This is a genomic window from Streptomyces sp. NPDC047117 (assembly GCF_040643545.1).
Classification (GTDB): Bacteria; Actinomycetota; Actinomycetes; order Streptomycetales; family Streptomycetaceae; genus Streptomyces.
In genome coordinates, this window is record NZ_JBEYUN010000022.1 from 94,423 (window position 1) to 116,629 (window position 22,207).

At 72.1% G+C, this 22,207-nt stretch carries 21 protein-coding genes; 8 read left to right on the forward strand and 13 right to left on the reverse strand.

The features are described from left to right. Positions 1 to 86: 86 nt before the first annotated feature. The 5 genes from ABZ840_RS32230 to ABZ840_RS32250 form a co-directional block, all read right to left on the reverse strand. On the reverse strand, positions 87 to 932 hold the full coding sequence (locus ABZ840_RS32230) for a carbohydrate ABC transporter permease (RefSeq protein ID WP_361565732.1): 846 nt from the start codon (positions 930 to 932) through the stop codon (positions 87 to 89). Then, entirely contained in the window at positions 929 to 1,846 is a 918-nt protein-coding gene (locus ABZ840_RS32235) for a sugar ABC transporter permease (RefSeq protein ID WP_361565735.1), read from the reverse strand. The genes ABZ840_RS32230 and ABZ840_RS32235 overlap by 4 nt, the downstream gene beginning before the upstream one ends. Beyond that, positions 1,843 to 3,195 (reverse strand): sugar ABC transporter substrate-binding protein, encoded by a 1,353-nt coding sequence (locus ABZ840_RS32240; RefSeq protein WP_361565738.1) that lies wholly within the window; start codon positions 3,193 to 3,195, stop codon positions 1,843 to 1,845. Before ABZ840_RS32240 ends, ABZ840_RS32235 begins: the two co-directional genes overlap by 4 nt. Beyond that, the gene (locus ABZ840_RS32245) at positions 3,192 to 4,295 is read right to left on the reverse strand and encodes a sialidase family protein (protein ID WP_361565741.1); all 1,104 of its coding nucleotides are present in this window, start codon (positions 4,293 to 4,295) and stop codon (positions 3,192 to 3,194) included. Before ABZ840_RS32245 ends, ABZ840_RS32240 begins: the two co-directional genes overlap by 4 nt. 218 nt (positions 4,296 to 4,513) lie before the next feature. Next, the gene (locus ABZ840_RS32250; RefSeq protein ID WP_361565744.1) at positions 4,514 to 5,203 is read right to left on the reverse strand and encodes a FadR/GntR family transcriptional regulator; all 690 of its coding nucleotides are present in this window, start codon (positions 5,201 to 5,203) and stop codon (positions 4,514 to 4,516) included. A gap of 246 nt (positions 5,204 to 5,449) precedes the next feature. Here ABZ840_RS32250 and ABZ840_RS32255 point away from each other — a divergent pair, with 246 nt between their 5' ends. From ABZ840_RS32255 to ABZ840_RS32280, 6 genes are all read left to right on the forward strand, one after another. Then, on the forward strand, positions 5,450 to 6,409 hold the full coding sequence (locus ABZ840_RS32255; RefSeq protein WP_361565747.1) for a dihydrodipicolinate synthase family protein: 960 nt from the start codon (positions 5,450 to 5,452) through the stop codon (positions 6,407 to 6,409). Continuing rightward, positions 6,406 to 7,923, forward strand: coding sequence for a sialate:H+ symport family MFS transporter (locus ABZ840_RS32260; protein ID WP_361565751.1), 1,518 nt, complete (start codon positions 6,406 to 6,408; stop codon positions 7,921 to 7,923). Before ABZ840_RS32255 ends, ABZ840_RS32260 begins: the two co-directional genes overlap by 4 nt. 95 nt (positions 7,924 to 8,018) lie before the next feature. Then, positions 8,019 to 8,630: a hypothetical protein gene (locus ABZ840_RS32265; protein ID WP_361565754.1), complete on the forward strand. Its 612-nt coding sequence runs from the start codon at positions 8,019 to 8,021 to the stop codon at positions 8,628 to 8,630. Positions 8,631 to 8,870: 240 nt separating this feature from the next. Beyond that, the gene (locus ABZ840_RS32270) at positions 8,871 to 9,824 is read left to right on the forward strand and encodes a small ribosomal subunit Rsm22 family protein (RefSeq protein ID WP_361565757.1); all 954 of its coding nucleotides are present in this window, start codon (positions 8,871 to 8,873) and stop codon (positions 9,822 to 9,824) included. A 2-nt stretch (positions 9,825 to 9,826) separates the two neighbouring features. Continuing rightward, positions 9,827 to 10,429: a TetR/AcrR family transcriptional regulator gene (locus ABZ840_RS32275; RefSeq protein WP_361565760.1), complete on the forward strand. Its 603-nt coding sequence runs from the start codon at positions 9,827 to 9,829 to the stop codon at positions 10,427 to 10,429. A gap of 119 nt (positions 10,430 to 10,548) precedes the next feature. After that, positions 10,549 to 11,289, forward strand: a complete 741-nt coding sequence (locus tag ABZ840_RS32280; protein WP_361565763.1) for a bifunctional DNA primase/polymerase — start codon at positions 10,549 to 10,551, stop codon at positions 11,287 to 11,289. A gap of 13 nt (positions 11,290 to 11,302) precedes the next feature. Here the strand turns inward: ABZ840_RS32280 and efeU are convergent, their stop codons facing one another. The 3 genes from efeU to efeO are packed head-to-tail and all read right to left on the reverse strand — an operon-like array spanning position 11,303 to position 14,657. Then, complete coding sequence (gene efeU, locus ABZ840_RS32285; RefSeq protein WP_361565766.1) at positions 11,303 to 12,181, reverse strand: iron uptake transporter permease EfeU; 879 nt, start codon at positions 12,179 to 12,181, stop codon at positions 11,303 to 11,305. A 28-nt stretch (positions 12,182 to 12,209) separates the two neighbouring features. Beyond that, on the reverse strand, positions 12,210 to 13,511 hold the full coding sequence (efeB, locus tag ABZ840_RS32290) for an iron uptake transporter deferrochelatase/peroxidase subunit (RefSeq protein ID WP_361565769.1): 1,302 nt from the start codon (positions 13,509 to 13,511) through the stop codon (positions 12,210 to 12,212). Positions 13,512 to 13,520: 9 nt separating this feature from the next. Then, positions 13,521 to 14,657 (reverse strand): iron uptake system protein EfeO, encoded by a 1,137-nt coding sequence (gene efeO / locus ABZ840_RS32295; RefSeq protein WP_361565772.1) that lies wholly within the window; start codon positions 14,655 to 14,657, stop codon positions 13,521 to 13,523. Between the two features lie 248 nt (positions 14,658 to 14,905). Here efeO and ABZ840_RS32300 point away from each other — a divergent pair, with 248 nt between their 5' ends. Further along, the gene (locus tag ABZ840_RS32300) at positions 14,906 to 15,583 is read left to right on the forward strand and encodes a PhzF family phenazine biosynthesis protein (RefSeq protein ID WP_361565774.1); all 678 of its coding nucleotides are present in this window, start codon (positions 14,906 to 14,908) and stop codon (positions 15,581 to 15,583) included. A gap of 16 nt (positions 15,584 to 15,599) precedes the next feature. On the opposite strand, the gene ABZ840_RS32305 is transcribed toward ABZ840_RS32300, so the two are convergent. Further along, complete coding sequence (locus tag ABZ840_RS32305) at positions 15,600 to 16,289, reverse strand: biliverdin-producing heme oxygenase (protein ID WP_361565777.1); 690 nt, start codon at positions 16,287 to 16,289, stop codon at positions 15,600 to 15,602. 154 nt (positions 16,290 to 16,443) lie between these two features. After that, a complete protein-coding gene (gene map / locus ABZ840_RS32310; RefSeq protein ID WP_361565780.1) occupies positions 16,444 to 17,301 on the reverse strand; it encodes a type I methionyl aminopeptidase in 858 nt (285 codons plus the stop codon). A 73-nt stretch (positions 17,302 to 17,374) separates the two neighbouring features. On the opposite strand from map, the gene ABZ840_RS32315 reads away from it, so the two are divergent. Next, positions 17,375 to 17,602 (forward strand): hypothetical protein, encoded by a 228-nt coding sequence (locus ABZ840_RS32315; RefSeq protein ID WP_361565783.1) that lies wholly within the window; start codon positions 17,375 to 17,377, stop codon positions 17,600 to 17,602. 12 nt (positions 17,603 to 17,614) lie between these two features. On the opposite strand, the gene ABZ840_RS32320 is transcribed toward ABZ840_RS32315, so the two are convergent. From ABZ840_RS32320 to ABZ840_RS32330, 3 genes are all read right to left on the reverse strand, one after another. Further along, on the reverse strand, positions 17,615 to 18,718 hold the full coding sequence (locus tag ABZ840_RS32320) for a serine hydrolase domain-containing protein (protein WP_361565868.1): 1,104 nt from the start codon (positions 18,716 to 18,718) through the stop codon (positions 17,615 to 17,617). A gap of 14 nt (positions 18,719 to 18,732) precedes the next feature. After that, positions 18,733 to 20,079, reverse strand: a complete 1,347-nt coding sequence (locus tag ABZ840_RS32325; protein WP_361565785.1) for a multidrug effflux MFS transporter — start codon at positions 20,077 to 20,079, stop codon at positions 18,733 to 18,735. 134 nt (positions 20,080 to 20,213) lie between these two features. Then, complete coding sequence (locus tag ABZ840_RS32330; protein WP_361565788.1) at positions 20,214 to 21,845, reverse strand: alkaline phosphatase D family protein; 1,632 nt, start codon at positions 21,843 to 21,845, stop codon at positions 20,214 to 20,216. Between the last annotated feature and the right edge of the window lie 362 nt (positions 21,846 to 22,207).

Here is a 22,207-nt window from a genome sequence, read left to right on the forward strand (position 1 = left end):
CTGGCACGCCCCGTCCGCGCCGGGCAGCGGGGCGCGGCGTGCCGATGATCACGGTCCCCCGCCTGATCACGCCTTGGCTCTGTGGGTCACGCCTTGACGCTGCCCTCGGTGAGCCCGGTGCGCCAGTACCGCTGCAGCACCGTCATCAGGACCATCAGCGGCAGGACGGAGAGGAAGGCGCCGCCGACGGTGTACTGGTACAGCTCGGGCTGCCGGTCGGCGTAGCCGGTCCAGGACGTCAGGCCCAGCTGGATCGGGTAGAGGTCGGAGTCGGAGAGCATCACCAGCGGCAGGAAGTAGTTGTTCCAGATGTGCACGAACTGGAACAGGAAGACGGTGACGAGCGCGGGGACCATCAGCCGCAGGCCGAGGCCCGAGAAGATGCGCCACTCCCCCGCGCCGTCGATCCGGGCCGCCTCCAGCAGCGAGTCGGGCACCGCGGCGGCCGCGTAGATCCGGCAGAGGTAGACGCCGAACGGGCTGACCACGCTGGGGATCAGCACGGACCAGTAGGTGTTGGCCATGCCGAAGCCGCTGAACAGGAAGTACAGCGGCAGGGCGAGCGCCGTGCCGGGGATCAGCACGCCGGCCAGGATGACGTTGAAGAGCGCCTCCCGGCCCGGGAAGGGGAACTTCGCGAGTGCGTAGCCTGCCGCGGCGGACAGCAGCGTCGCGGCGAGCGCGCCGACGCCCGCGTAGAGCAGGGAGTTGGCGAACCAGCGGACGTAGATGCCGTTGTCGTACGTCAGCACATCGCCGAGGTACTGGAGCGGACGCGGGTTCGCGAACCAGAAGCCGAAGCTGCCGAAGAGGTCGCCGCTGCTCTTCGTGGCGGAGACCACCAGCCAGTAGACCGGTACGAGGAAGTAGACGGCGAAGACGGTCAGCAGGGCGAAGGTGATGATGCGGTGGCGGAGCGCCGAGGGGGTCACCGGCCGTCCCCCTTCCCCCGCTGCCCGACCAGCCGCAGGAAGCCGAACGACAGGGCGCAGGCGACCAGCGCGAGCAGGACCGCCTCGGCGGCGGCGAGGTGCTGGTTGTTGCCGACGAACGCCTCGCTGTAGGCGTGCAGGTTGGGTGTGTAGCCGGAGTCGATCGACGAGGCCAGTGGCCGCAGCACCATCGGCTCGGCGAACAGCTGGAGCGTGCCGATGATGGAGAAGACGCAGGTCAGGACGAGTGCGGGGCGGATGAGCGGGATCTTGATGTGGAGGGCGACCTGGCGGGCGTTGGCCCCGTCGATGCGTGCCGCCTCGTACAGCTCCTGGGGCACGGCCTTGAGCTGGGCGATCAGGACGAGCATGTTGTAGCCGGTGAACTGCCAGGTGACGATGTTGGCGATGGACCACAGGACGGCGCCGCGGGAGAGGAAGTCCACGTCCCAGCCGACCGCTTCGGCCATCTTCACCAGCGGACTGATGCCGGGGACGTACAGAAAGCCCCAGAGGATCGAGGCGATCACGCCGGGCACGCCGTACGGCAGGAAGAACGCGCTGCGGAAGAACGTCACCCAGCGGGCGCTCGCACTCTCCAGGAGCAGCGCGAGGACGGTCGCCAGCACGATCATCAGCGGAATCTGCACGGCCCCGAAGAGGAGCACCCGGCCGAAGCCGGAGAGGAAGCGGTCGTCGGCGAGCGCCTGTGCGTAGTTGGACAGCCCGGTGAAGACCTCGCGCTCCGCGCCGCCGAGGCCCAGCGGCCCGGTGCGCTCGGTCTTGTGCAGGCTCTGCCGGACGGCGTACAGGATGGGCGCGATGAAGCAGAGGAGGAAGAGCGCGAGGAAGGGCACGAGGAAGCCGGCGGCCGCGCGGGCGTTGCGGGCTTCCGTACGGGTCGGCCGTCTCACCCGCCGCTCTCCACCTTCAGGCCCTTGCCCTTGAGGTCGCCCACGGTCTGCGCCTGGACCTTCTTCAGCACCGAGCGGAAGGAGTCGCCGCTGCTCAGCGCCTCGGTGAAGGCGTCGCCCAGCCGCTGGTAGAGGGTGTCGACGCCGGGGCCCCACTGCCAGCTGGTGTCGACGTGGTCGCCGGCCTCCTTGAAGACCTTGCTGTACGCCTGGCCACCGAAGAACTCCTTGTGCACGTCCAGGTCGGTCGTCTTGTAGCCGGTCTTCGCGCTGGGGAATCCGTAGCCGCCCTCGATGAGCAGCGCGATGGCCTCGGGGTCGGTGTTGAGCCAGACGGCGAAGTCCAGCGCGTCCTTGGGATAGGTGGCACCCGCGAACACCGCGGTGGTCGAGCCGCCCCAGTTGGCCTGCGCGTCCGCGCCCTTCGTCCACTGCGGCAGCGGTACGGCGCGCCACTTGCCCTTGGTGTCCGGCGCGTTGCCGACCAGCAGCGCGTCGCCCCAGCTGGCGCCGAGCCAGGCCGGGATGGCGCCGGTCTGGATGTCCTTGTACCAGGCGTTCTGGCGGTCCGGGATGGTCTTGATCAGCTTCTGCCTGACCAGGCCCTCCCAGTAGTCGGCGACCTTGCGGGTGGGCTCGTCGTCGAGGGCGACGGTCCAGGTGTCGCCGTCGGCGGCGTACCACTTGGCGCCGGCCTGCCAGGCGTATCCGGCGAACCGGTTGCCGTTGGTGGGCGCGAACGTCTCGATCCAGGCGCCCTTCTTGCGAATCTTCTTGGCGGCGGCCTCGTACTCGTCCCAGGTGGCGGGCGGCTCGATGTCCCACTTGTCGAAGAGGTCCTGCCGGACGAAGAGGCCCATGGGGCCGGAGGCCTGGGGTACGGCGTAGACGCCCTTGCCGAAGACGGACTGCTGCCACTGCCAGCCGACGAACTGCTTCTTGTACCGCTCGCCGCCCACGGTCGTCAGGTCCAGCAGCCCGTTGTCCAGCAGGAAGCTGGGGACGACGGGGAACTCGATCTGGCCGAGGTCGGGCGGGTTGCCGGCCTTGATGGCGGCGTGCATCTTGGCGTACTGGGCGCCGTTGACCGCCGAGACCTTCTCGACCTGCACCTGGACCTCGGGGTTCTTGCTGTTCCACAGGTCGACGGGCTTGTCGATGCCGGGGACCCAGGACCAGAAGGTGAGGGTGATCTGCTGGCCCTTCTTGCGCTCCTTGGGCGCCGCCTTCTCGTCGTCGGTGCCGCCTCCGCACCCTGCCAGCGCGAAGCCGGCGGCCACGGCCGCCGCGCCGCCGAGCACGGATCTGCGGCGTGTGCCGCCCGAAGGGATCGTGTCGTTCGTCCTCATGCCAGCTCCTCCACGGGGATGCGGCGGAAGGTGATCGTCGAGTAGGCGCTGAAGTCGCCGGTTTCGTAGAGCAGTCCGACGGTGTCGGGATCGATCCGCACGAGGTCGGAGTAGGCGGCCGGCAGGCCGCTGACGGTGTGTGCGTCGTACCAGGTCAGGCCCCGGTCCCGGCTGGCACGTACGGTCATCAGGGCGCGCGACTCACGGTCGGCCGGGGCCGAGAAGAGCAGCACGTCCGGGGTGCCGAGGTGGAGCACGCTGCCCTCGACGACGGGCGCCGCGAGGCCGGCCTGGGACCGGAAGGGCTTCTCCAGGCGTGCGCCGCCGTCGGCGGAGTAGGCGTCGACGCGGGTGCCGGGCGCGTCGGAGTCGTTGCGGGCGTTGAAGTAGAGGCGGCCGTCGGGGAGTTCCGCCGCGGTGGTCTCGTTGGTGTTGATGTAGCCGTTGGGGTTGGAGTCGGTGTAGCCGATCCGCCAGTTCTCGCCGGAGTCGTCGCTGAGCAGGGCGTGGCCGCCGTCGTAGCGGCCCTCGGCCCCGGTGTCGCCGGGCACGGTGGGGGCGAGGGAGTGGTTGCCGGGGACGACCAGCCGGCCGGCGTACGGGCCGTGGCGCAGCTGGAGCGCGTGCCCGGGTGTGGTGGCGTACCACCGCCAGTCCGCGCGCTTGGTCTGTGCGGTGATCTCGCGCGGGGTGCTCCAGGTGGCGCCGTCGTCGTCGCTGTGCTGAATCCACACCCGGCGGCCGTCGGCGGCGGACACCTCGCCCCGCCGGATGGCGCTCTCGGTGGCGGTGCCCGCGTTGCGTACGTGGACCAGGACGGTGCGGCCGGTGTGCGGGCCGCTGTGCAGGACGACGGGGGCCGGGTTGCCCGCGGTGCCGGTGCCGTTGTCGGCGACGACGGTCAGCGGGCCCCAGGTGCGGCCGCCGTCGACGGAGCGTCTGAGGACGAGGTCGATGTGGCCGGTGTCAGACGCCGAGGCGACGCGCCCCTCGGCGAAGGCCAGCAGGGTGCCGGCCCCGGTCACGACCACGGCCGGGATGCGGTAACTGGCGTAACCGCCGGTACCGGCCCGGAAGGGTTGCGAAGTCTCGTACGCCACGGCAGCCCCTAACGGCCGGATGCAACGACCAGACGTAGGACGTCCCTTGTCTTGCGGCGACCATAGGGAGCGCCCAACGGGGCGTCAAGGCACCCGACATGGCCCGTGTCGCCCGCCTCGCGCGGATGCCACATCGAGGGGAACTGCGGGTGAACCACGGCTGTACGCAAGGGGTCGGGCCTTGGCGGGCTTTGCGGAGCGCACCGCGCTCAGGCCCGTTACGCGATGCCCTTCAGGCGTTCCCGGATGCCGTCGAAGTGCCGGTGCATCGCCTCGACCGCACGGTCGCCGTCGCCCGTCTCCAGCGCGGTGACGATCTCCTGGTGCTGACGCCAGGTCACGTCGGGGTCCTGGCTGCTGTCGTCCAGGTCCTTGCGGACCCGGCGCAGCGCGTCCCAGAAGGCGTCCAGCACCTCGCTGAGCAGGTGGTTGCCGAGCGAGCGGTACAGCGCGAGATGGAAGGCGCGGTCGGTGGCGCTCTCCACCCGGCCGGCCGCCGCCTCCTTCTCCATCCGGTCGACCAGGCCGCGCAGGACGGCCAGGTCCTCGGCGGGCAGGCTGCGCGCGACCGACGCGACCAGCCCGGCCTCCAGCGCCTCCCGGACCTCCATCAGCTCGTACAGGCTGGCCTCGCCCTGGTGGTGGCGGACCGCGGCCCGGAAGGCGATGCCCTCCACGAGCGGGTCGAGGGTGAGCGACCCGACGTACGTGCCGAAGCCGTGCCGGATCTCGACGATGCGCATGGCCTGCAGCGCCTTGAGCGCCTCGCGGACGGAGTTGCGGCTGACGTCGAGCAGGTCGACCAGCTCGGCCTCGGTGGGCAGCGGGTCGCCGGGCACCAGCTTCCGCCGCAGGATGAGCCGCTTGATCTGCGCCTGGACGTCCTCGGACATCGTGCCGCGCGCCATGTGTCTGCCTCTCCGTCTCCCCGCGGGGGCCGCGACCGGACCCCGCTCCCGGACCGGCGGCGGGGCGGGTGACCTGCCCCGCGACCTCTTGACCGATCCCTTCGCTGCGGGTCTATTGTGACCCAGACATAGGACATCCCATGTCCAACGTCCGATCACCTGCCGTTCCCGTTGTTCGCCGGCCGTTCTCCCGTTCGTCACCGGATTGCGGCCGACGGTCCCGCACCACACCGCCTGGAGCCCGTCATGGCACTGCCCACCCCGCTGACCGGCGTCGTACCGCCGGTCTGCACCCCCCTGGACCCGCGCGGCGAGGTCGACACCGGCTCCCTCGGGCGGCTGGTGGAGCACCTGGTCGACGGCGGCGTGCACGGTCTCTTCGCCCTCGGCTCCACCAGCGAGGTCGCCTACCTCACCGACGCGCAGCGGGCCACGGCGCTGGAAGCCGTGCTCAAGGCGGCGGACGGCCGGGTGCCGGTGCTGGCCGGCGTCATCGACACCACCACAGCCCGGGTCGTCGAGCACGCCCGCACCGCCGTGGGCCTGGGCGCCGACGCGCTGGTGGCCACCGCGCCCTTCTACACCCGTACGCACCCGAAGGAGATCGCCGGGCACTTCCGTGCGCTCCGGGCCACCGTGGACCTGCCGCTCTTCGCGTACGACATCCCGGTGGCGGTGCACAGCAAGCTCTCCCCCGCGCTCGTCCGGGAGCTGGCCGAGGACGGCACGCTGGCCGGGCTCAAGGACAGCAGCGGCGACGAGGGCGGGCTGCGCCGGCTCCTCGTCGAACTGGGCGGCCGGGACGGCCGGCGCACCGGCCCGGCGCCCGGCTTCGCGGTCCTCACCGGCTCCGAGCTCACCGTGGACGCGGCGCTGCTCGCCGGCGCCGACGGAGTGGTCCCGGGCATCGGCAACGTCGACCCCGCCGCGTACGTCCGCCTCTACGACGCCTGCCGCGCGGGCGACTGGGCGGCGGCAGCGGCCGAGCAGGAGCGGCTGGTCGCGCTCTTCGGCATGGTCGACGCCGGACCCGAGGCGGAGATGGGCCGCAGCTCCTCCGCGCTGGGCTCCTTCAAGGCGGCCCTGCATCTGCTCGGCGTCATCGGCCACCCCGCCACCGCGGCGCCGCAGCTCCCCCTGGGCCCCGAGGCCGTCGCCGAGGTCGCCCGTCACCTGACCGCCGCGGGCCTGGAGCCGGTCCGATGACCGGCCCGGCGCGCCCCGCGCGCCCGGCGTCCGAGGGCGCGGCCCTGCCCTGGTACCGGGAGGTCACCCCGGCCCGCTGGAAGGCGTTCTTCGCCGCCTGGATCGGTTACGTCCTCGACGGCTTCGACTTCGTACTGATCACCCTGGTGCTGACGGAGATCAGCGCCGAGTTCGAGCTCAGCACCGTGCAGGGCGCGAGCCTGATCTCCGGCGCCTTCATCACCCGCTGGCTCGGCGGCGCGGCCCTCGGCGCGCTCGGCGACCGCTTCGGCCGCAAGGCGTCGATGGTCGCGAGCATCCTGCTCTACTCCCTCGGCACCTTCGCGTGCGGCTTCGCCTGGGACTACACCAGCCTCTTCGCGGCCCGGCTGCTGATCGGCATGGGCATGGCCGGCGAGTACAGCGCCAGCGCCACGTACGTGCTGGAGAGCTGGCCGTCCCGGGTACGCGGGCGGGCCAGCGGCTTCCTGATCTCCGGCTTCTCCATGGGCTCGGTGCTGGCCGCCGAGTGCTACAAGTGGGTCGTGCCGGCCCTCGGCTGGCGCTGGATGTTCTACATCGGCCTGGCCCCGATCCTGATCGCCCTGTGGGTCCGGCGGGCGCTGCCGGAGGCCGAGGAGTGGAGCGCGACGGTCGCCGAGCGGGAGACGAAGCCCAACCCCTTCCGCCCCCTCTTCTCCACACCGCTCCGCGCCACGGTCAACACCGTGCTCACACTCGTCGCCACCCTCGCCCTCTTCGGCGTCTTCACGCCGGTGGGCGCGGGCGCGATACCGGTGCTCGCCGTGCTCGCGACGCTCGCCCTCGGCGGGCTCGCGGTCCAGCTCGGCGGGCGCCGCGGGTGGCTGCTGTACCTCTCCCTGATCATCACCGTCTTCGTCGCCTTCCTCTACACCTGGCCCATCCAGGCGCTGCTGCCGACGTACCTGAAGACCGAGCTGCACTACTCCCCCGGCGAGGTCACCAACGTCCTCTTCTTCGCCGGCTTCGGCACCATGGCGGGCTGCTGGCTGGCGGGGTTCGTCGGCGACTGGATCGGGGCGCAGAAGGCGTACGCGTTCACCCTGCTCGCCTCGCTGGTCTTCGTCTTCCCGGTCTTCGCCGCACGCGACAGCCTGCTGGTCCTCGGCGCCCTGCTCTTCGTCCTCCAGGCGCTCAGCTTCGGCATCTCCGGCCTGCTCCCCCGCTACATCGGGGGCCACTTCCCGACCGAGAGCCGGGCCGCGAGCCTGGGCTTCACGTACAACGTGGGCGCCCTGGGCGGCGCGGTGGCGCCGGTACTGGGCGCGAGCCTGGCCGAGGGCCGCTCCCTGGGCAGCTCACTGGCGCTGCTCACCTTCGCGGGCACGGTCCTGGTCGTCCTCCTGGTCGGCTTCGACATACCGGCCCGCCTCAACCGCCTCCTCGACCCGGAAGCCCCACGCGACCACCTGGCGGCGGAGGAGTCGGCGGTGGAATCGGCGGTGGAGGGTCCCGGGGCGGGGGCGGCCGGCGACGTCCGGCAGAAGGCGTAGGGGCCTGCTGCCCCGTCCCGCGCGGGCATGCCTCGTACGGGTGACGGTGTTCGAACGGCCCGGTGGCGCGGCGCGTACGGCGGCAGGATGCCGGCATGGATGCCGTACGTGTCGCGCTGCTGCGTGAAGTGCTCGCCGGGACCGAGTGGATTCAGGCCACCCGCCGCTTCGCCGGGTCGCTGCGGGCGTCCGTCGCACCGCACGGTGGCGGGCTGCTGCTGGTCGGCAGCGCGGAGTACGAGCCGTGGCACCTGGCGGCGCACCTGGACGACGAGGCCGCCTGGTCCGGGCTGCCGGAGCTCTCCCCGACGCTGGTGCGGCACCGGGTGCCGCTGGGGGTCCCGGCGCATCTGTCGGTGGGGCTCGGGCGGCTGGAGACGGCGCGGCGGGGCGAGACGCTGCTGGTCGTGGCGCCGGATCCGCCGGGGGGCGGGCTGCTGGAGCGGGTGCACGACGCACGGCGCAACGGTGCGACGGTGCTGGCGCTGGACTCGGGCGACCGGGAGCTGGGGGCGCTGGCGCATGACGCGCTGTCCGTGCCGTTGGCGGCGGTGCCCGCCGATCTGGATCTGGACACCGTGCAGCATCTGGTGAGCGCGGCTGCCGGGGAGAACAGCCTGCCGGCTCCGCGGCGGCACCGGCGGTTCCGTGATCGGCTGTCCCGGCTCGCGGATCAGCTGACTGCGCCGCCGCCTGCGCGGTGGTGATCGCCTCCGGCGGGGGTGCGTGACCGGCTTGCGGTGGTGCGGGGCGCCTCTGTCGTCGGTGGTGGCGGGGTCGAACCTCCGCGGGTGGGGTACCGGACTGCTTCGCTTTACGTCCGGTACCCCACCCGCTGCGGCCCGCCCCCTCCCGTCGGATGTGGCGTACCCGTCCGCTGGGGTCCCGGTCCCGGCAGAGTGCCGGAGGCGGTCGGCCGGGCCTGCCCTCCCCGTAGAATTCGTCAAATGCACGAAGAACTGCGCGGGGCCCTGGGTGGGCTTCTCGACGGGCTGCCTGCGAAGCAGGCCTCGGCGGCCGTCGAGCGGCTGATCGCCAATTACCGGGGGCGTACGCCGACCGACGCGCCGGTGCTGCGGGACCGGGCGGACGTCGCCGCGTATGCCGCGTACCGGATGCCCGCGACGTTCGAGGCCGTACGGGCCGCGCTGGTGGAGTTCGGGGCGCGGGTGCCCGGCTGGGTGCCCGGCTCGCATCTCGACATCGGCGGCGGTACGGGCGCGGCGGCCTGGGCGGCGGCCGATGTCTGGCCGGGGCTGCGGACGACCGTGTGGGACTGGGCCGAGCCGGCCCTCGCGCTCGGCCGGGAGCTGGCCGAGGGGCGGCTGGAGACCCGGTGGCAGCGCCAGGTGATCGGCGCCGGGCTGGCGGTGCCGGAGGACACCGGGCTGGTGACCGTTTCGTATGTGCTCGGCGAGCTGACCGCCGGGGACCGGGAGGCGGTCGTGGCGGCCGCGGCGAAGGCGCGTACGGCCGTATTGATCGAGCCGGGGACCCCGGACGGGTATGCGCGTATCCGTGCCGCCCGCGAGCAGCTGGTGGCGGCGGGGATGCGGGTCGTGGCGCCGTGCCCGCACAGCGCGGAGTGTCCCATCACTCCTGGTGAGGACTGGTGTCACTTCTCGGCCCGGGTGAACCGGTCCTCGCTGCACCGGCAGGTGAAGGGCGGGTCGCTGCCGTACGAGGACGAGAAGTACGCGTACGTCGCGGCGACCCGCGTGGCGGCGGAGCCCGCCGCGGCCCGGATCGTGCGGAAGCCGCAGCTGCGCAAGGGGCAGGTGCTGCTGGACGTGTGCACGGCCGAGGGGCTGGGGCGGCGTACGGTCACCAAGCGGCAGGGCGCCGTCTACCGCGCGGCACGGGACGCCTCGTGGGGCGGCACCGTGCCGGGTGAGGAGTAGGCGTGGACAGGAAGGCCCCGGACGCCGCGCGCCGCAGTGAGCGCTCGCGGCGGGCGATCTTCGATGCCGCGCTGTCGCTGGTCGGGGAGGTCGGGTACCAGCGGCTCACGATCGAGGGGATCGCCGGCCGGGCGGGCGTCGGCAAGCAGACGATCTACCGGTGGTGGCCGTCCAAGGCCGACGTGCTGCTGGACGCCTTCACCGCGGAGGCGGACGTCGAGGGGCACGCGGCCGGGCTGCCGGACACCGGGGACCTCGCGGCGGACCTGAAGGCCGTGCTGCGGGCCACGGTGGACGAGTTCCGGGATCCGGCCTTCCAGGCGCCGTACCGCGCGCTGGCGGTCGCCGGCGCGGCCGACGAGCAGCTCTCGGCGCGCTTCGTCGAGCGGCTGCTGGAGCCCGGCGTGCGGGCCTACGTCGAGCGGCTGCGGGTGGCGCAGGAGGCCGGGGAGATCGCGGCCGGGGTGGATCTGCGGATCGCGGCGGAGATGGTGCTGAGTCCTTTCTCACAGCGCTGGCTGATGCGGACCGGCGAACTGACGTACGCGTTCACCGACAGCCTTGTCGATACGGCGCTCGCGGGCATCCGTCCGCGCCCCTCTTGAGCGCCGGGTGCGCCCCCTTTACAACGCGTCCCGTACACCCCGAATCTCCGCTCCGGTCACCCCAGGAGGAGGATGGTGGCAGCATTGATCCCAGACCACCGCTCGAAGTGAGGGGATAGATGGAACGCAAGAGCAGGTTCTCCCAGTGGCTGCGCCGGCCGAGGAGCGGTACGGACGGCGTCGATACGGACACGGGATCCGCGGCCGGCGGCGGCCGCGAGGACCTGCTGCTGGCAGCGGCCGACGCGGGATTCCCGCTGGCCCCGGCGGCGCACCCCTCCGGCTACGGCTGTTCCTGTGAACGCATCGGCTGTCCCACCCCGGGCCGGCACCCCATCTCCTTCGGCTGGCAGACGGTCGCCACGACCGACCGCGAGAAGGTCCAGCAGTGGCTGCGGAAACACCCGCAGGCCAATTTCGTCACCGCCACCGGCATCGCCCACGACGTGCTGGACGTGCCCCTGGACGCCGGCCGGGCCGCCCTGGAGCGGCTGGAGGGCGAGGGCGTCGAGGTCGGCCCGGTCGCGCTGAGCGGCGCCGGGTACGGACAGGGCCGGATGCTGTTCTTCACCGCCACCCGCGGCACCCCGGACGACGAGGACGAGTGGTGGCCGTGCGAGCTGGACTGCCACCCGGAGACGATGGACGAGCATCCGGGCCTGCGCTGGCACTGCCGCGGCAGCTACGTCCTGCTGCCGCCCTCCCGGCTCGGCGGGGACCAGCCGCCGGTGTCCTGGCTGCGCGGCCCGGAGCGCCCGCTGCCGGACCCGCTGACCCTCCTGGAGGCGCTGACCGACTCCTGCGCCACGTACGCGGGCGAGCACGAGCACGAGTCGGCGGCCTGGCCCATCGGCCGCTGACCTCCGCCCGGCGTCAGCCTTCGACGGCGCCGGGCTCGCGGTCCTCCCCGCCACGGGCGCCCGGAACGGCGGCCTTCGCGGCGCGCGGCGCTCCCCTGCCGGGGGCGAGGAAGAGGGCGAGCGTGGGGATCAGGTAGAGGCACCAGACGACGACCTGGACGACCGTGGGGTCGGGCTGGAAGTTGAAGACGCCCTTGAGCAGGGTCCCGTACCAGCTGTCCGCGGGGATCTGCGCGCTGATGTCGAACGCCTTGTTGCCCAGGCCCGGTACGAAGCGGGCCTCCTGGAGATCGTGGAAGCCGTACGCGAGAACGCCGGCGGCGACCACGACGAGCATGCCGCCGGTCCAGGTGAAGAACTTCGCCAGATTGATCCGCAGCGCGCCGCGGTAGAAGAGCCAGCCCAGCAGTACGGCGGTGAGCAGGCCGAGCACGACGCCGATGAGCGGCTTGGGCGTACCGTCCGAACTCGCCTGCACCGCCGCCCAGACGAACAGCGCGGTCTCCAGGCCCTCGCGGCCCACCGCGAGGAAGGCGGTGAGGACGAGCGCCGCCGTGCCCATGGCGAGCGCGGCGTCGAGCTTGCCGTGCAGTTCGGCCTTCAGGTGCCGCGCGGTGCGCCGCATCCAGAAGACCATCCACGTCACCAGGCCGACCGCGATGATCGACAGCGAGCCGCCGAGCGCCTCCTGCGCCTCGAACGTCAGGGTCTGCGAGCCGAATTGCAGCGCGGAGCCGAAGGCGAGGGCCAGGACGACGGCGGCCGTGATGCCGAGCCAGATGGGCTTCAGCGCGTCGCGGCGGTCGGTCTTGACCAGGTAGGCGATGAGGATGCAGACGACGAGGCTGGCTTCCAGCCCCTCGCGCAGGCCGATCAGATAGTTGCCGAACACGTCGGTTCCCTCTCGTGTGCGACGGAAGTCAGGCGAAGAGCGTCCGGCCCCACCAGTCGTCCTTGTCCCGGACGCCCGGCGGGACGGCGAACACGGCCGAACCCACGTGCTGGATGTATTCGTTGAGCGCGTCGTGGCGCGCCAGGTTCGTCTGCAGCGGCACGAAGCCGTCCCGTACGTCCCGCTGGTACGCGAGGAAGAACAGCCCCGCGTCCAGCCGGCCCAGGCCGTCCGTGCCGTCGGTGAAGGAGTAGCCGCGGCGCAGGATGCGGGTGCCGCTGTTGGAGTCGGGGTGCGCGAGCCGTACGTGTGCGGTCGGCAGCATCGACTTCAGGTGCGGCGCGTCGAACTCCCGCTGCCTGCCGACGGCGGCGCCCTCGCCCTTGCTGCGGCCGAAGACGTCCTCCTGCTCCTTGAGCGAGGTGCGGTCCCAGGTCTCGATGTGCATGCGGATGCGGCGCGCGACGAGGTACGAGCCGCCCGCCATCCAGGCCCCGGCTCCGTGGTCGTCCTTCTCCCCCACCCAGACGTGCTTGTCGAGCGCGGCGGTGTCCGTGCCCGCGATGTTCCGGGTGCCGTCCTTGAAGCCGAACATGTTGCGCGGCGTGTGCGCGTCCGGCGTCGTGGAGGAGGTCTTGCCGAAGCCGAGCTGCGACCAGCGCACCGCGACCTTGCCGAAGCCGATGCGCGCGAGGTTGCGGATGGCGTGCACCGCGACCTGCGGGTCGTCGGCGCAGGCCTGGACGCACAGGTCGCCGTCGCTGCGGGCGGCTTCGAGGTTGTCGCCGGGAAACTTCGGCAGGTCGATCAGTGCCTCGGGCCGCCGGTCCTTGAGGCCGAAGCGGTCCTTGCCCTTCTTCTCGAAGAGCGTCGGGCCGACGCCGAAGGTCAGGGTGAGGCGGGACGGCTTGAGGTCCAGCGCCTCGCCGGTGTCGTCCGGCGGCGCCTCGGCGAGGCCGCCGACCGCGCCCTCGCCGACCGGCCGCCCCGCCGTCATCTTCGCGGCGGCGGCCGTCCACTCCTTCAGCAGGTCGACCAGCGCTTCCCGGTCGTCGGTGGTGACGTCGAACGCGGCGAAGTGCAGGCGGTCCTGGACGGCGGTGGCGATGCCGGCCTGGTGGGCGCCGTGGAAGGGGACGGCGTTCCCGGCGGCCGGCGCGGGGTCGTCGCCGGTGTTCAGCGCCGCGGCCGTACCGCCGGCGGTGACCGCGCCGAGCGCCAGCCCGGCGCCGCCCCAGCCGAGCAGCGCGCGGCGGGACGGGGTGCGCGGGGCCGTGTCCCGGGCCTCCTCCGTGCTCCGGGTGATCTCCTCGGATTCCGGTGCTGCCATGGGGTCCTCCTACTCGGCCACGGCGGCGGCGAGCTTCGACAGCGGCTCGGCCAGCGCGCTCACGCCGTCGGACAGGTCCTTGCGGTCGCCCTTGGAGACGGTGTCGTAGGCGACGAAGCCGTCGCCCTCGCGGTACTCGTCCAGCTGCTTCCCGATCGCCTCGAACTGCTTGTCCAGCTCCTTGACCAGGGCCGGGTCGTTCTTCTTCGCGACCGGCTTCAGCAGCTCGTACGCCTTCTGCGCGCCCTCGACGTTGGCCTGGAAGTCGACCAGGTCGGTGTGGCTGTAGCGCTCCTCCTCACCGGTGACCTTGCCGGTGTAGACCTCGTCCAGCAGTTCCTTGGCGCCGTTGGCCATGCTGGTGGGGGTGATCTCGGCCTTGCCGACCCGCTGCTGCCAGTCCTCGAGGTCCTTGATCAGCTGGTCGGCCAGCTTCTTGTCGTCCGCGGAGATCTTCTTCTGCTGCCACAGGGACTGCTCCAGCTTGTGCCAGCCGGTCCACTTCTGGCCATCCTCCAGGCCGTCCTCGCGGACGTCGACCTTGGGGTCGATGTCGCCGAAGGACTCCGCGACCGGCTCGGTGCGCTCCCAGCCGACGCGGGACGGCGCGTACGCCTTCTTCGCGGCCGCGAGGTCGCCGCTCTTGACCGCCTCGGCGAACTCCTCCGCCTTGGGCAGCGTCTCGTCGGCCTGCTGCTGGGCGTACTTGCGGTAGTCGGCCACCGCCGCGTCCAGCTTCGGGTTCCGCTTCGCGGCGGCGCCCTTGCCGGTGACGGTGATCTTCTGCCGGATGCCGTCGCCCTTCATGCCGGGCTTGCAGGCGATCTCGTACGAACCGGCCTTCACCTCGGCGGTGATGGCGGCCCTGGTGCCGGGGCCGATGTTCTCCCGCTCGGTGACGATGCGGTCGCCGGGCGCGTAGACGTACACCTCGGTGACCTTGCTGCCCTTGTTCTCGACGGCGAGTTGGACGTGCCCGGCAGGGAGCTTCGTGCGGGACACCTTGCACGCGTCGTCGGACGCCGTCACCTGCACGGCACCGGCTTTCCCGGATGCCGCGACGTCGCTCTTCGCGGCGCAGCCGGCGGCGGTGAGGGCGGCGGCCGCGGTGATCGCGGCAACGGTGGCGGAGCGGAGTGCTCGCATGCGGGCTCCAGGCAGGTTCGGACGGCGCTCGGACGAGGGGGACGGGTCCGGCGCGCGTCGGTGTTCAACTAAGGCGCGCCTAACTTATCCGAGGCTTACCTGAACGCAACCCGGCTGTCCAGTGATCCCTCTCTCATGGAGAACGGGGGCATAACGGGCCTCCCAGCAGGGGGCAATGGCTTGGCAATGCGCCGGTCAAGGTAAGGGTCGATGGCACCGATGATCTCGGACCCCTCTTGAATGGGCCCATGACCGATCTTCATGTGGTGCGGGTGTTCTGCGGGCCGGGCGGCGGGGGCGGGAATCCGCTGGGGGTGGTGCGGGACGGTGGCGCGGTGCCCGGGCGGGCGGCGCGGCAGACGCTCGCCGGGGAGCTGGGGTTCAGCGAGACGGTGTTCGTCGACGACGCCGGGCGCGGCACCGTCGACATCCACACGCCCACGCTGCGGCTGCCGTTCGCGGGCCATCCGCTGGTCGGCACGGCCTGGCTGCTGCGGCACCTCGGGGAGCCCGTGGACGTGCTGCGGCCGCCGGCCGGGGACGTGGCGGTGCGGTACGACGACGAGCTCACCTGGGTGCGCGGCCACGCGGAGTGGGCCACGGGGCGGACGCCCCGGGAGTACGCCTCGGCCGCCGAGGTGGACGCGCTGCCCGCGCCACCGCCGGGCGAGGGATGGCTGTACGCATGGGCGTGGAGCGACGAGGCGGCGGGGCGGGTGCGGGCGCGGGGGTTTCCGCGCCGCGGGGACGGGATCGCGGAGGACGAGGCGACCGGCGCCGCGGCGCTTCAGCTCACGTACGCGCTGGGCCGCGCCCTGGACGTACGCCAGGGCAGCGGCTCACAGATCGTCACGCGGCCGGCGGCCGGCGGGTGGATCGACCTCGGCGGGCGGGTGGCGCTCCGCGAGGTACGGCAGCTCGGCTAACGGCGCCGCACGCGGCTCAGGCGCTCAGCGGGCTGCGGCCGTCGCCGCCGAACTCCTCGCCGAGCTCGCGGAAGACCGCGGTGTTCAGCGCGAACGCCCGCTTGCACTCGTCGACCACCCGCTGCTTCTCCAGGTCGTCGACGGGCAGCGCGTCGAGCAGCTCGCGGTACTCGCGCTTGAAGGCGGCCGGGTTGCCGATGCCCTCGAAGACATAGAACCGGACGCCGTCGCCCTTGCGCGCGAAGCCCCAGGTCTTCTCGGCCGTACCGCGGATGATCTGGCCGCCGGAGAGGTCGCCGAGGTAGCGGGTGTAGTGGTGCGCGACGTAGCCGGCCGGCCAGTCGCGGGCGCACTCGGCGACCCGGGCCGCGTACGCCTCGGTGGCCGGCAGCGGCCGGGCGGCATCACGCCAGCCGGGCCCGGCCAGGTGCGCGAGGTCGCGCTCCAGCTCGGGGGTGCGGGTCAGCTCGGGCCGCATGAAGGGACCCGCGACCGGGTCGTCGGCGAGGGCGTCGGCGCTCTGCTCCAGGGCGCGGTAGACGAACCACAGCTGCTCCGTGTAGCGCCGGTACGCCGTGACGCCGAGGCGCCCGCCGAGCATGTCGCCCATGAACGAGGAGTTCTCCGCCTCGGTGTGGGCCTCGTGCGACGCCGTGCGGATCAGCGTCGAGAAGGGCGTGGGCAGGGCGGAGCTGTGCGCGTCCATGGCGGGCCTCCAAGGACCGATGGGTAGCGGCCGGGAACCGATTGTGACAACTTAGGCTTACCTAAGTCAATCAGTTCCCGACAGCCTGTCGGTAAGAGCCTACCCGTGTCCGCGCCCGGAGACCCCTTGTTCGGGGAAGCCTGTGGATCTCCGTTCAGGGCAGCGTGAGGATCTCCGCGCCGCTGTCCGTGACGACGAGGGTGTGCTCGAACTGCGCGGTGCGCTTGCGGTCCTTCGTGACGACCGTCCAGCCGTCCTCCCACATGTCGTAGTCGTAGCTGCCCAGCGTCAGCATCGGCTCGATCGTGAAGGTCATGCCGGTCTTGATCTCGGTGGTGTGGTGCGGGCTGTCGTAGTGCGGCACGATCAGGCCGGAGTGGAAGGACGTGTTCACGCCGTGGCCCGTGAAGTCGCGGACGACGCCGTAGCCGAAGCGCTTGGCGTAGGACTCGATGACCCGCCCGATGATGTTGATCTGCCGGCCCGGCTTCACGGCCTTGATGGCGCGGTTCAGCGACTCGCGGGTCCGCTCGACCAGGAGCTTGGACTCCTCGTCGACGTTGCCGCAGAGGTAGGTGGCGTTGTTGTCACCGTGCACGCCGTGGATGAAGGCGGTGACGTCGAGGTTCACGATGTCGCCGTCCTGCAGGACGGTGGAGTCCGGGATCCCGTGGCAGATGACCTCGTTGACGGAGGAGCACAGCGACTTGGGGAATCCGCGGTAGCCGAGCGTGGAGGGGTAGGCACCGTGGTCGCACATGTACTCGTGCGCGACGCGATCCAGTTCGTCGGTGGTCACACCCGGCTCGATGAGCTTGGCCGCCTCCTCCATCGCCTGGGCCGCGATCCGGCCCGCGATACGCATCCGCTCGATGGTGTCGGCGTCCTGCACCTCGGGGCCCGTGTACGGGGTGGGCCCGGGCTTGCCGACGTACTCGGGACGCGGGATGGAGGCGGGGACGGGGCGCTGCGGGGAGATGGTCCCCGGGACAAGAAGAGACTGGCCAGACATGCCAGCGAGTGTATCCGCGAGCCATCGGGCAGGATGGCGTCAGGCAAGGCGCCCACAGGCGGAGGAGGCCGGGATGGCACTGTTCAAGCGGGGTACGGCGGGAAAGCCCGGTGAGTGGTACTACTGCCTCAAGCACGGCACCGTCGAGGAGGGCCCGGAATGCCGGGCCGCCGACCGCATGGGCCCGTACGCGAGCCGCGAGGAGGCCTCGCACGCGATGGAGACGGCCCGGGAGCGGAATGCCGAGTGGGAGAACGACTCCCGCTGGACCGACAAGCAGGGCGGGGACGGCAACTCCTGAGCGCCCCGGCGGTCAGCCCGCGGACGCCCGCGCCAGATACGTCGCGAGCCGGGCCCGGGGCACCGGCTCGCCGCCGCGGCGCGGGTGCACCGCGTTCGTCAGCAGCACGAAGAACGTGTCCGAGGCCCGGTCCAGCACCAGGCTCGTGCCGGTGAAGCCGGTGTGCCCCGCCGCGCCGCGCTCCGCCAGCTCGCCCATGAAGCCGGGCTGCGCGACGCGGAAGCCCAGGCCGGGCGGGGTGAGCATCAGGTCCACGGTCTCCGGGCGCAGGACCGGCCCGCCCCCGGTGAGCAGCGCCCGGCAGAGCACCGCAAGATCCTGGGCCGTGGCGAAGAGCCCCGCCTGGCCGGCGACGCCGCCCAACGCGTAGGCGTTCTCGTCGTGCACCTCGCCGCGCACCACACCGCCCGTACAGGAGGGCCGCCGGGCCTTGAGCAGCGCCTCGGCCTCGGTGGCGGCGACCCCGGCCGGCGCCAGCGGCCCGTACGAGGTGCTGATCATGCCGAGCGGGCCGGTGATCCCGTCCCGGACGAGGGTGTCCAGCGGCGCCCCCTCGACCGCTTCCAGCAGCAGCTGGAGCGTGATGAAGCCGAGGTCGGAGTAGCGGAACGGCCCCGGTACGGCACCGGCGGCCTCGGCCCACAGCGGTCCGAACCGGTCGTCCCCGGTGCGGGGCCCGTCGTACAGCGGCAGCTCGGCCGCCAGCCCGGAGGTATGGGTGAGCAGGTGGCGGATCGTTACGGCAGGGGCGAAGGACGGCAGGTGGCGGGCCACCGGGTCGTCCAGCCCGAGCGCCCCGCGCTCCACCCGCTGAAGCACCGCGACGGCCGTGAACAGCTTCGACAGCGACGCCAGGTCGAAGACCGTGCCGGCCCGCACCGGCTCCCACCGCTCGCGGGCCAGCGGCACCCCGCGCCCCCGGTCCACGTCGTACGACCCGTACCGCAGCGCCCACCCGGCGGCCTCCTCGACCGCGACGACGGGGCCGCGCCCGGCCACCGCCACGACGCCCGCGCAGCACGGGGCGGGCCCTTCGGGGAGCGCGCGGATCTCCGCGACGAGCCGCCGGGTCCAGGCCGGATCGAGCCCCGCCTGAGCAGGGGTGCCGTGGCGCAGTGGTGCGGGTGCGTTCAGAGCCGGTTCCCTTCGCGGTGCGTGCCGTCCTCCGTGGACTCCTCCCTACGCTGCCACGGACGGCACAGTCCCAGGAAGCACGCGACCGCCAGAAGTGCACAGGAACACTGGACGACGGCCATCGGCACGGCCGTCCCCTCACCCGCGATGCCGACCAGCGGCGAGGCCACCGCGCCCATGAGGAAGGTGGAGGTGCCCAGCAGGGCGGAGGCGGAGCCCGCCGCGTGCGAGGTGCGCAGCAGCGCCTGGGTGTTGGTGCTCGGCATGACCAGGCCCATCGAGGCCATCAGCACGAACAGCCCGGCGGCCATCGGCACCAGGCCGACGGGCCCGAAGACGCCGGTGGACATCAGCAGCAGCGCGACGGCGGCGAGGGTGATCAGGCCCAGCCCGACCGCCAGCACCTTGTCCAGCGAGACCCGTCCGACCAGCAGCTTTCCGTTGATCTGGCCGAGCAGGACCAGTCCGATGGAGTTGATGCCGAAGAGCATGCTGTAGGTCTGCGCCGAGGCGCCGTAGATCTCCTGGATCACGAACGGGGAGGCGCTGATGTACGCGAAGAGCGCGGCGAAGGCGAAGGCGGAGACCAGCAGGTACCCGGCGAAGACCCGGTCGGTGATGAGCCCGCGCATGGTGTGCAGCGCGGCGCCGAGGCCGCCCGCGTGCCGGCGCTCCGGCGGCAGGGTCTCGTGCAGCTTGCGCCAGACAACGAGGGTGAGCAGCACCCCGATGACGGTGAGCACGACGAAGACGCCGCGCCAGTCGGTGACCCGGAGGATCTGCCCGCCGAGGAGCGGGGCGACGACCGGCGCGACGCCGGATATGAGCATCAGGGTGGAGAAGAAGCGGGCCATCGCCACGCCGTCGTACATGTCGCGGACCACGGCCCGGGCGATGACGATGCCGGCGGCGCCGGCCAGGCCCTGGACGAGCCGGGCCGCGATCAGGAACTCGGCGTTGGGGGCGACCGCGCACACGGCGGTGGCCAGGATGTAGACGACCATCCCGATGAGCAGCGGGCGACGGCGTCCCCACTTGTCGCTCATCGGGCCGACGACCATCTGCCCGAGGGCCATGCCGGCGAGGCAGGTGGTGAGGGTCAGCTGCACGGTGGCGGCGGGGCTGTGCAGGGACTGGGTGACCGCCGGCAGGGCCGGCAGGTACATGTCCATGGAGAGCGGCGGTACCGCGGTGAGGCCGCCCAGGATGAGGGTGACGAGGAGGCCGGTGCGGCGGGCGGCGGCGGGAGCGGGAGGGGGCGCTGGGCCGTCGCTCGCGGCGGGTATTCGGGGACTGGGGCGGCTCTGATGGCTCTCGGCCGTGGCGGGGCCGGGGTCCGACATGAGTGTCTCCATGGTTTGTAGATGTACGCACCATGGTGTCATGTCCGCGCGGACTCCGGCCCCTTTTTGTACGCCGGTCCCTTTCGTACGGGCCTTCGTACGGGCTCCGGTCGGGCGGATTCGTACGGCCCGGGTCAGGCGGACTTCAGGCCCGGGTCGCCCGCCTCGGAGACGAAGGACGCCGCGGTGGTGACGGGCGCGCCCTGCGTGGTCACGGCGGACACGGTCCGGTAGTCGGCGCGTGCCGCGTCCTGGCCCAGCTCCACCCGCACATAGCCGCGACGGCCGTTGTAGAACTTCATGTGCGGATTGGCGGCCATGTAGGCGTCCCAGTTGGCGGGCTTGTCGGCGCCGTCCTTGCCGCTGGCTATGGAGGTGGTCACGAACTCCACGCCCTGCGTCCGCGAGTCCTGGTCGGCGAAGTCCTTCTTGATGTCGAGCGCGTAGTGCACGTGCACATCGCCCGTGAGGACCACGAGGTTGTCCACACCCGCGGACTCGGCACCGGCCAGCACCCGCTCCCGGGAGGCGGAGTAGCCGTCCCAGGAGTCCATGCTGACCTTGTACGTGTCGGCGGGGGTGGAGCGCCGCTCGGCGAAGGTGACCTGCTGCGGCACGACGTTCCACAGCGCCTGGGAACCGCGCCAGCCGTCGATCAGCCAGCGCTCCTGCGTCGCGCCGGTCAGCGTACGGGCCGGGTCCGTGGACTCCGGGCCCGGCGCGTGCCAGCCGTCGCCGTACGCCTGGTCGGAGCGGTACTGCCGGGTGTCGAGGATGTCGAACTGGGCGAGCCGGCCGTAGTGCACCCGGCGGTAGAGCTGCATGTCGGAACCGCTGGGCCGCTGCGGGCGGCGCAGCGGCTGGTTCTCCCAGTACGCGCGGTAGCCGGCGGCACGGCGGGCCAGGAACTCGGCCGGCGGCAGCTCGTCCTCGCTGACGTCGGACGCGTAGTTGTTCTCCACCTCGTGGTCGTCCCAGGTGACAATGAACGGGTGCGCCGCGTGGGCCGCCTGGAGGTCCGGGTCGGACTTGTAGAGCGCGTACCGCAGCCGGTAGTCCTCCAGCGTGACCGTCTCCTTGTTGAAGAGCGCGGGCAGCGTGCGGTCGGTGTAGTTGCGGGCGCCGCCGACGGCGTTCACCGGGTACTCGTACAAGTAGTCCCCGAGGTGGAAGACGACGTCCAGGTCCTCCTCGGCGAGGTGCCGGTACGCGGTGAAGTAGCCGTCGTGGTACGCCTGGCAGGAGACGGCCGCCAGCCGCAGGCTCTGCGGCTGCGCGCCGCGCGCCGGGGCCGTACGGGTACGGCCGACCGGGCTGATCCAGTCACCGGCGCGGAACCGGTAGTAGTACACCCGGTCCGGGCCGAGGCCGGTCGCCTCGATGTGCACGGAGTGGTTGAACTCGGGGTGCGCCTCGGCCTTGCCGCGGCTCGCGATCCGCCGGAACTTCTCGTCGTGCGCGATCTCCCAGCGGACCGCGACCCGCGCGTCCGGCATGCCGTTGCCCGGCTCGTACGGGCGGGGCGCCAGCCGCGTCCACAGGACGACCGAGCCGGGGAGCGGGTCGCCGGAGGCGACGCCGAGCGTGAAGGGGTCCTCGCCGAGCCGCTTCGCATCCACCTCGGCGGCATGCGCCACGCCACCGCCCGGCAGATTGGTCGCGAAGGCGAGCGTCGCGGCGGCCCCGGCGGCGGTGAGAAAGCGACGGCGGCCGAGGTGCTCGGCCGCGGCCCGCAACTGCTGGTCGTGCTGGGAGTGCTGAGTCATCTGCCCCTGCCCTGCCTGAAGTGTTCCCGGACTTCTCGTTGTCAGCAGTGATTGCAGAGGCAGGGGGCGGCGCCGTGGCATCCGATGTACGACGCAACGATGACGGCGGGATGAGGACTGCGCCCGCAACGGACAATTCCCGTCCGTCCGGATGTAGGGGACGAAGAGCGGCTGCACCGGCCCGGCGGACCCGGCAGACGCACCCACGAAAGGCCAGGTCGTTCGCGAAAGGGCAGGTCGCCCACGAAAGGCCAGGTCGCTCGCGAAAGGGCAGGTCGCTCACGAAAGGCCAGGTCGCTCACGAAAGGCCAGGTCGCTCACGAAAGGGCAGGTCGCTCGCGAAAGGGCAGGTCGCTGCGGGT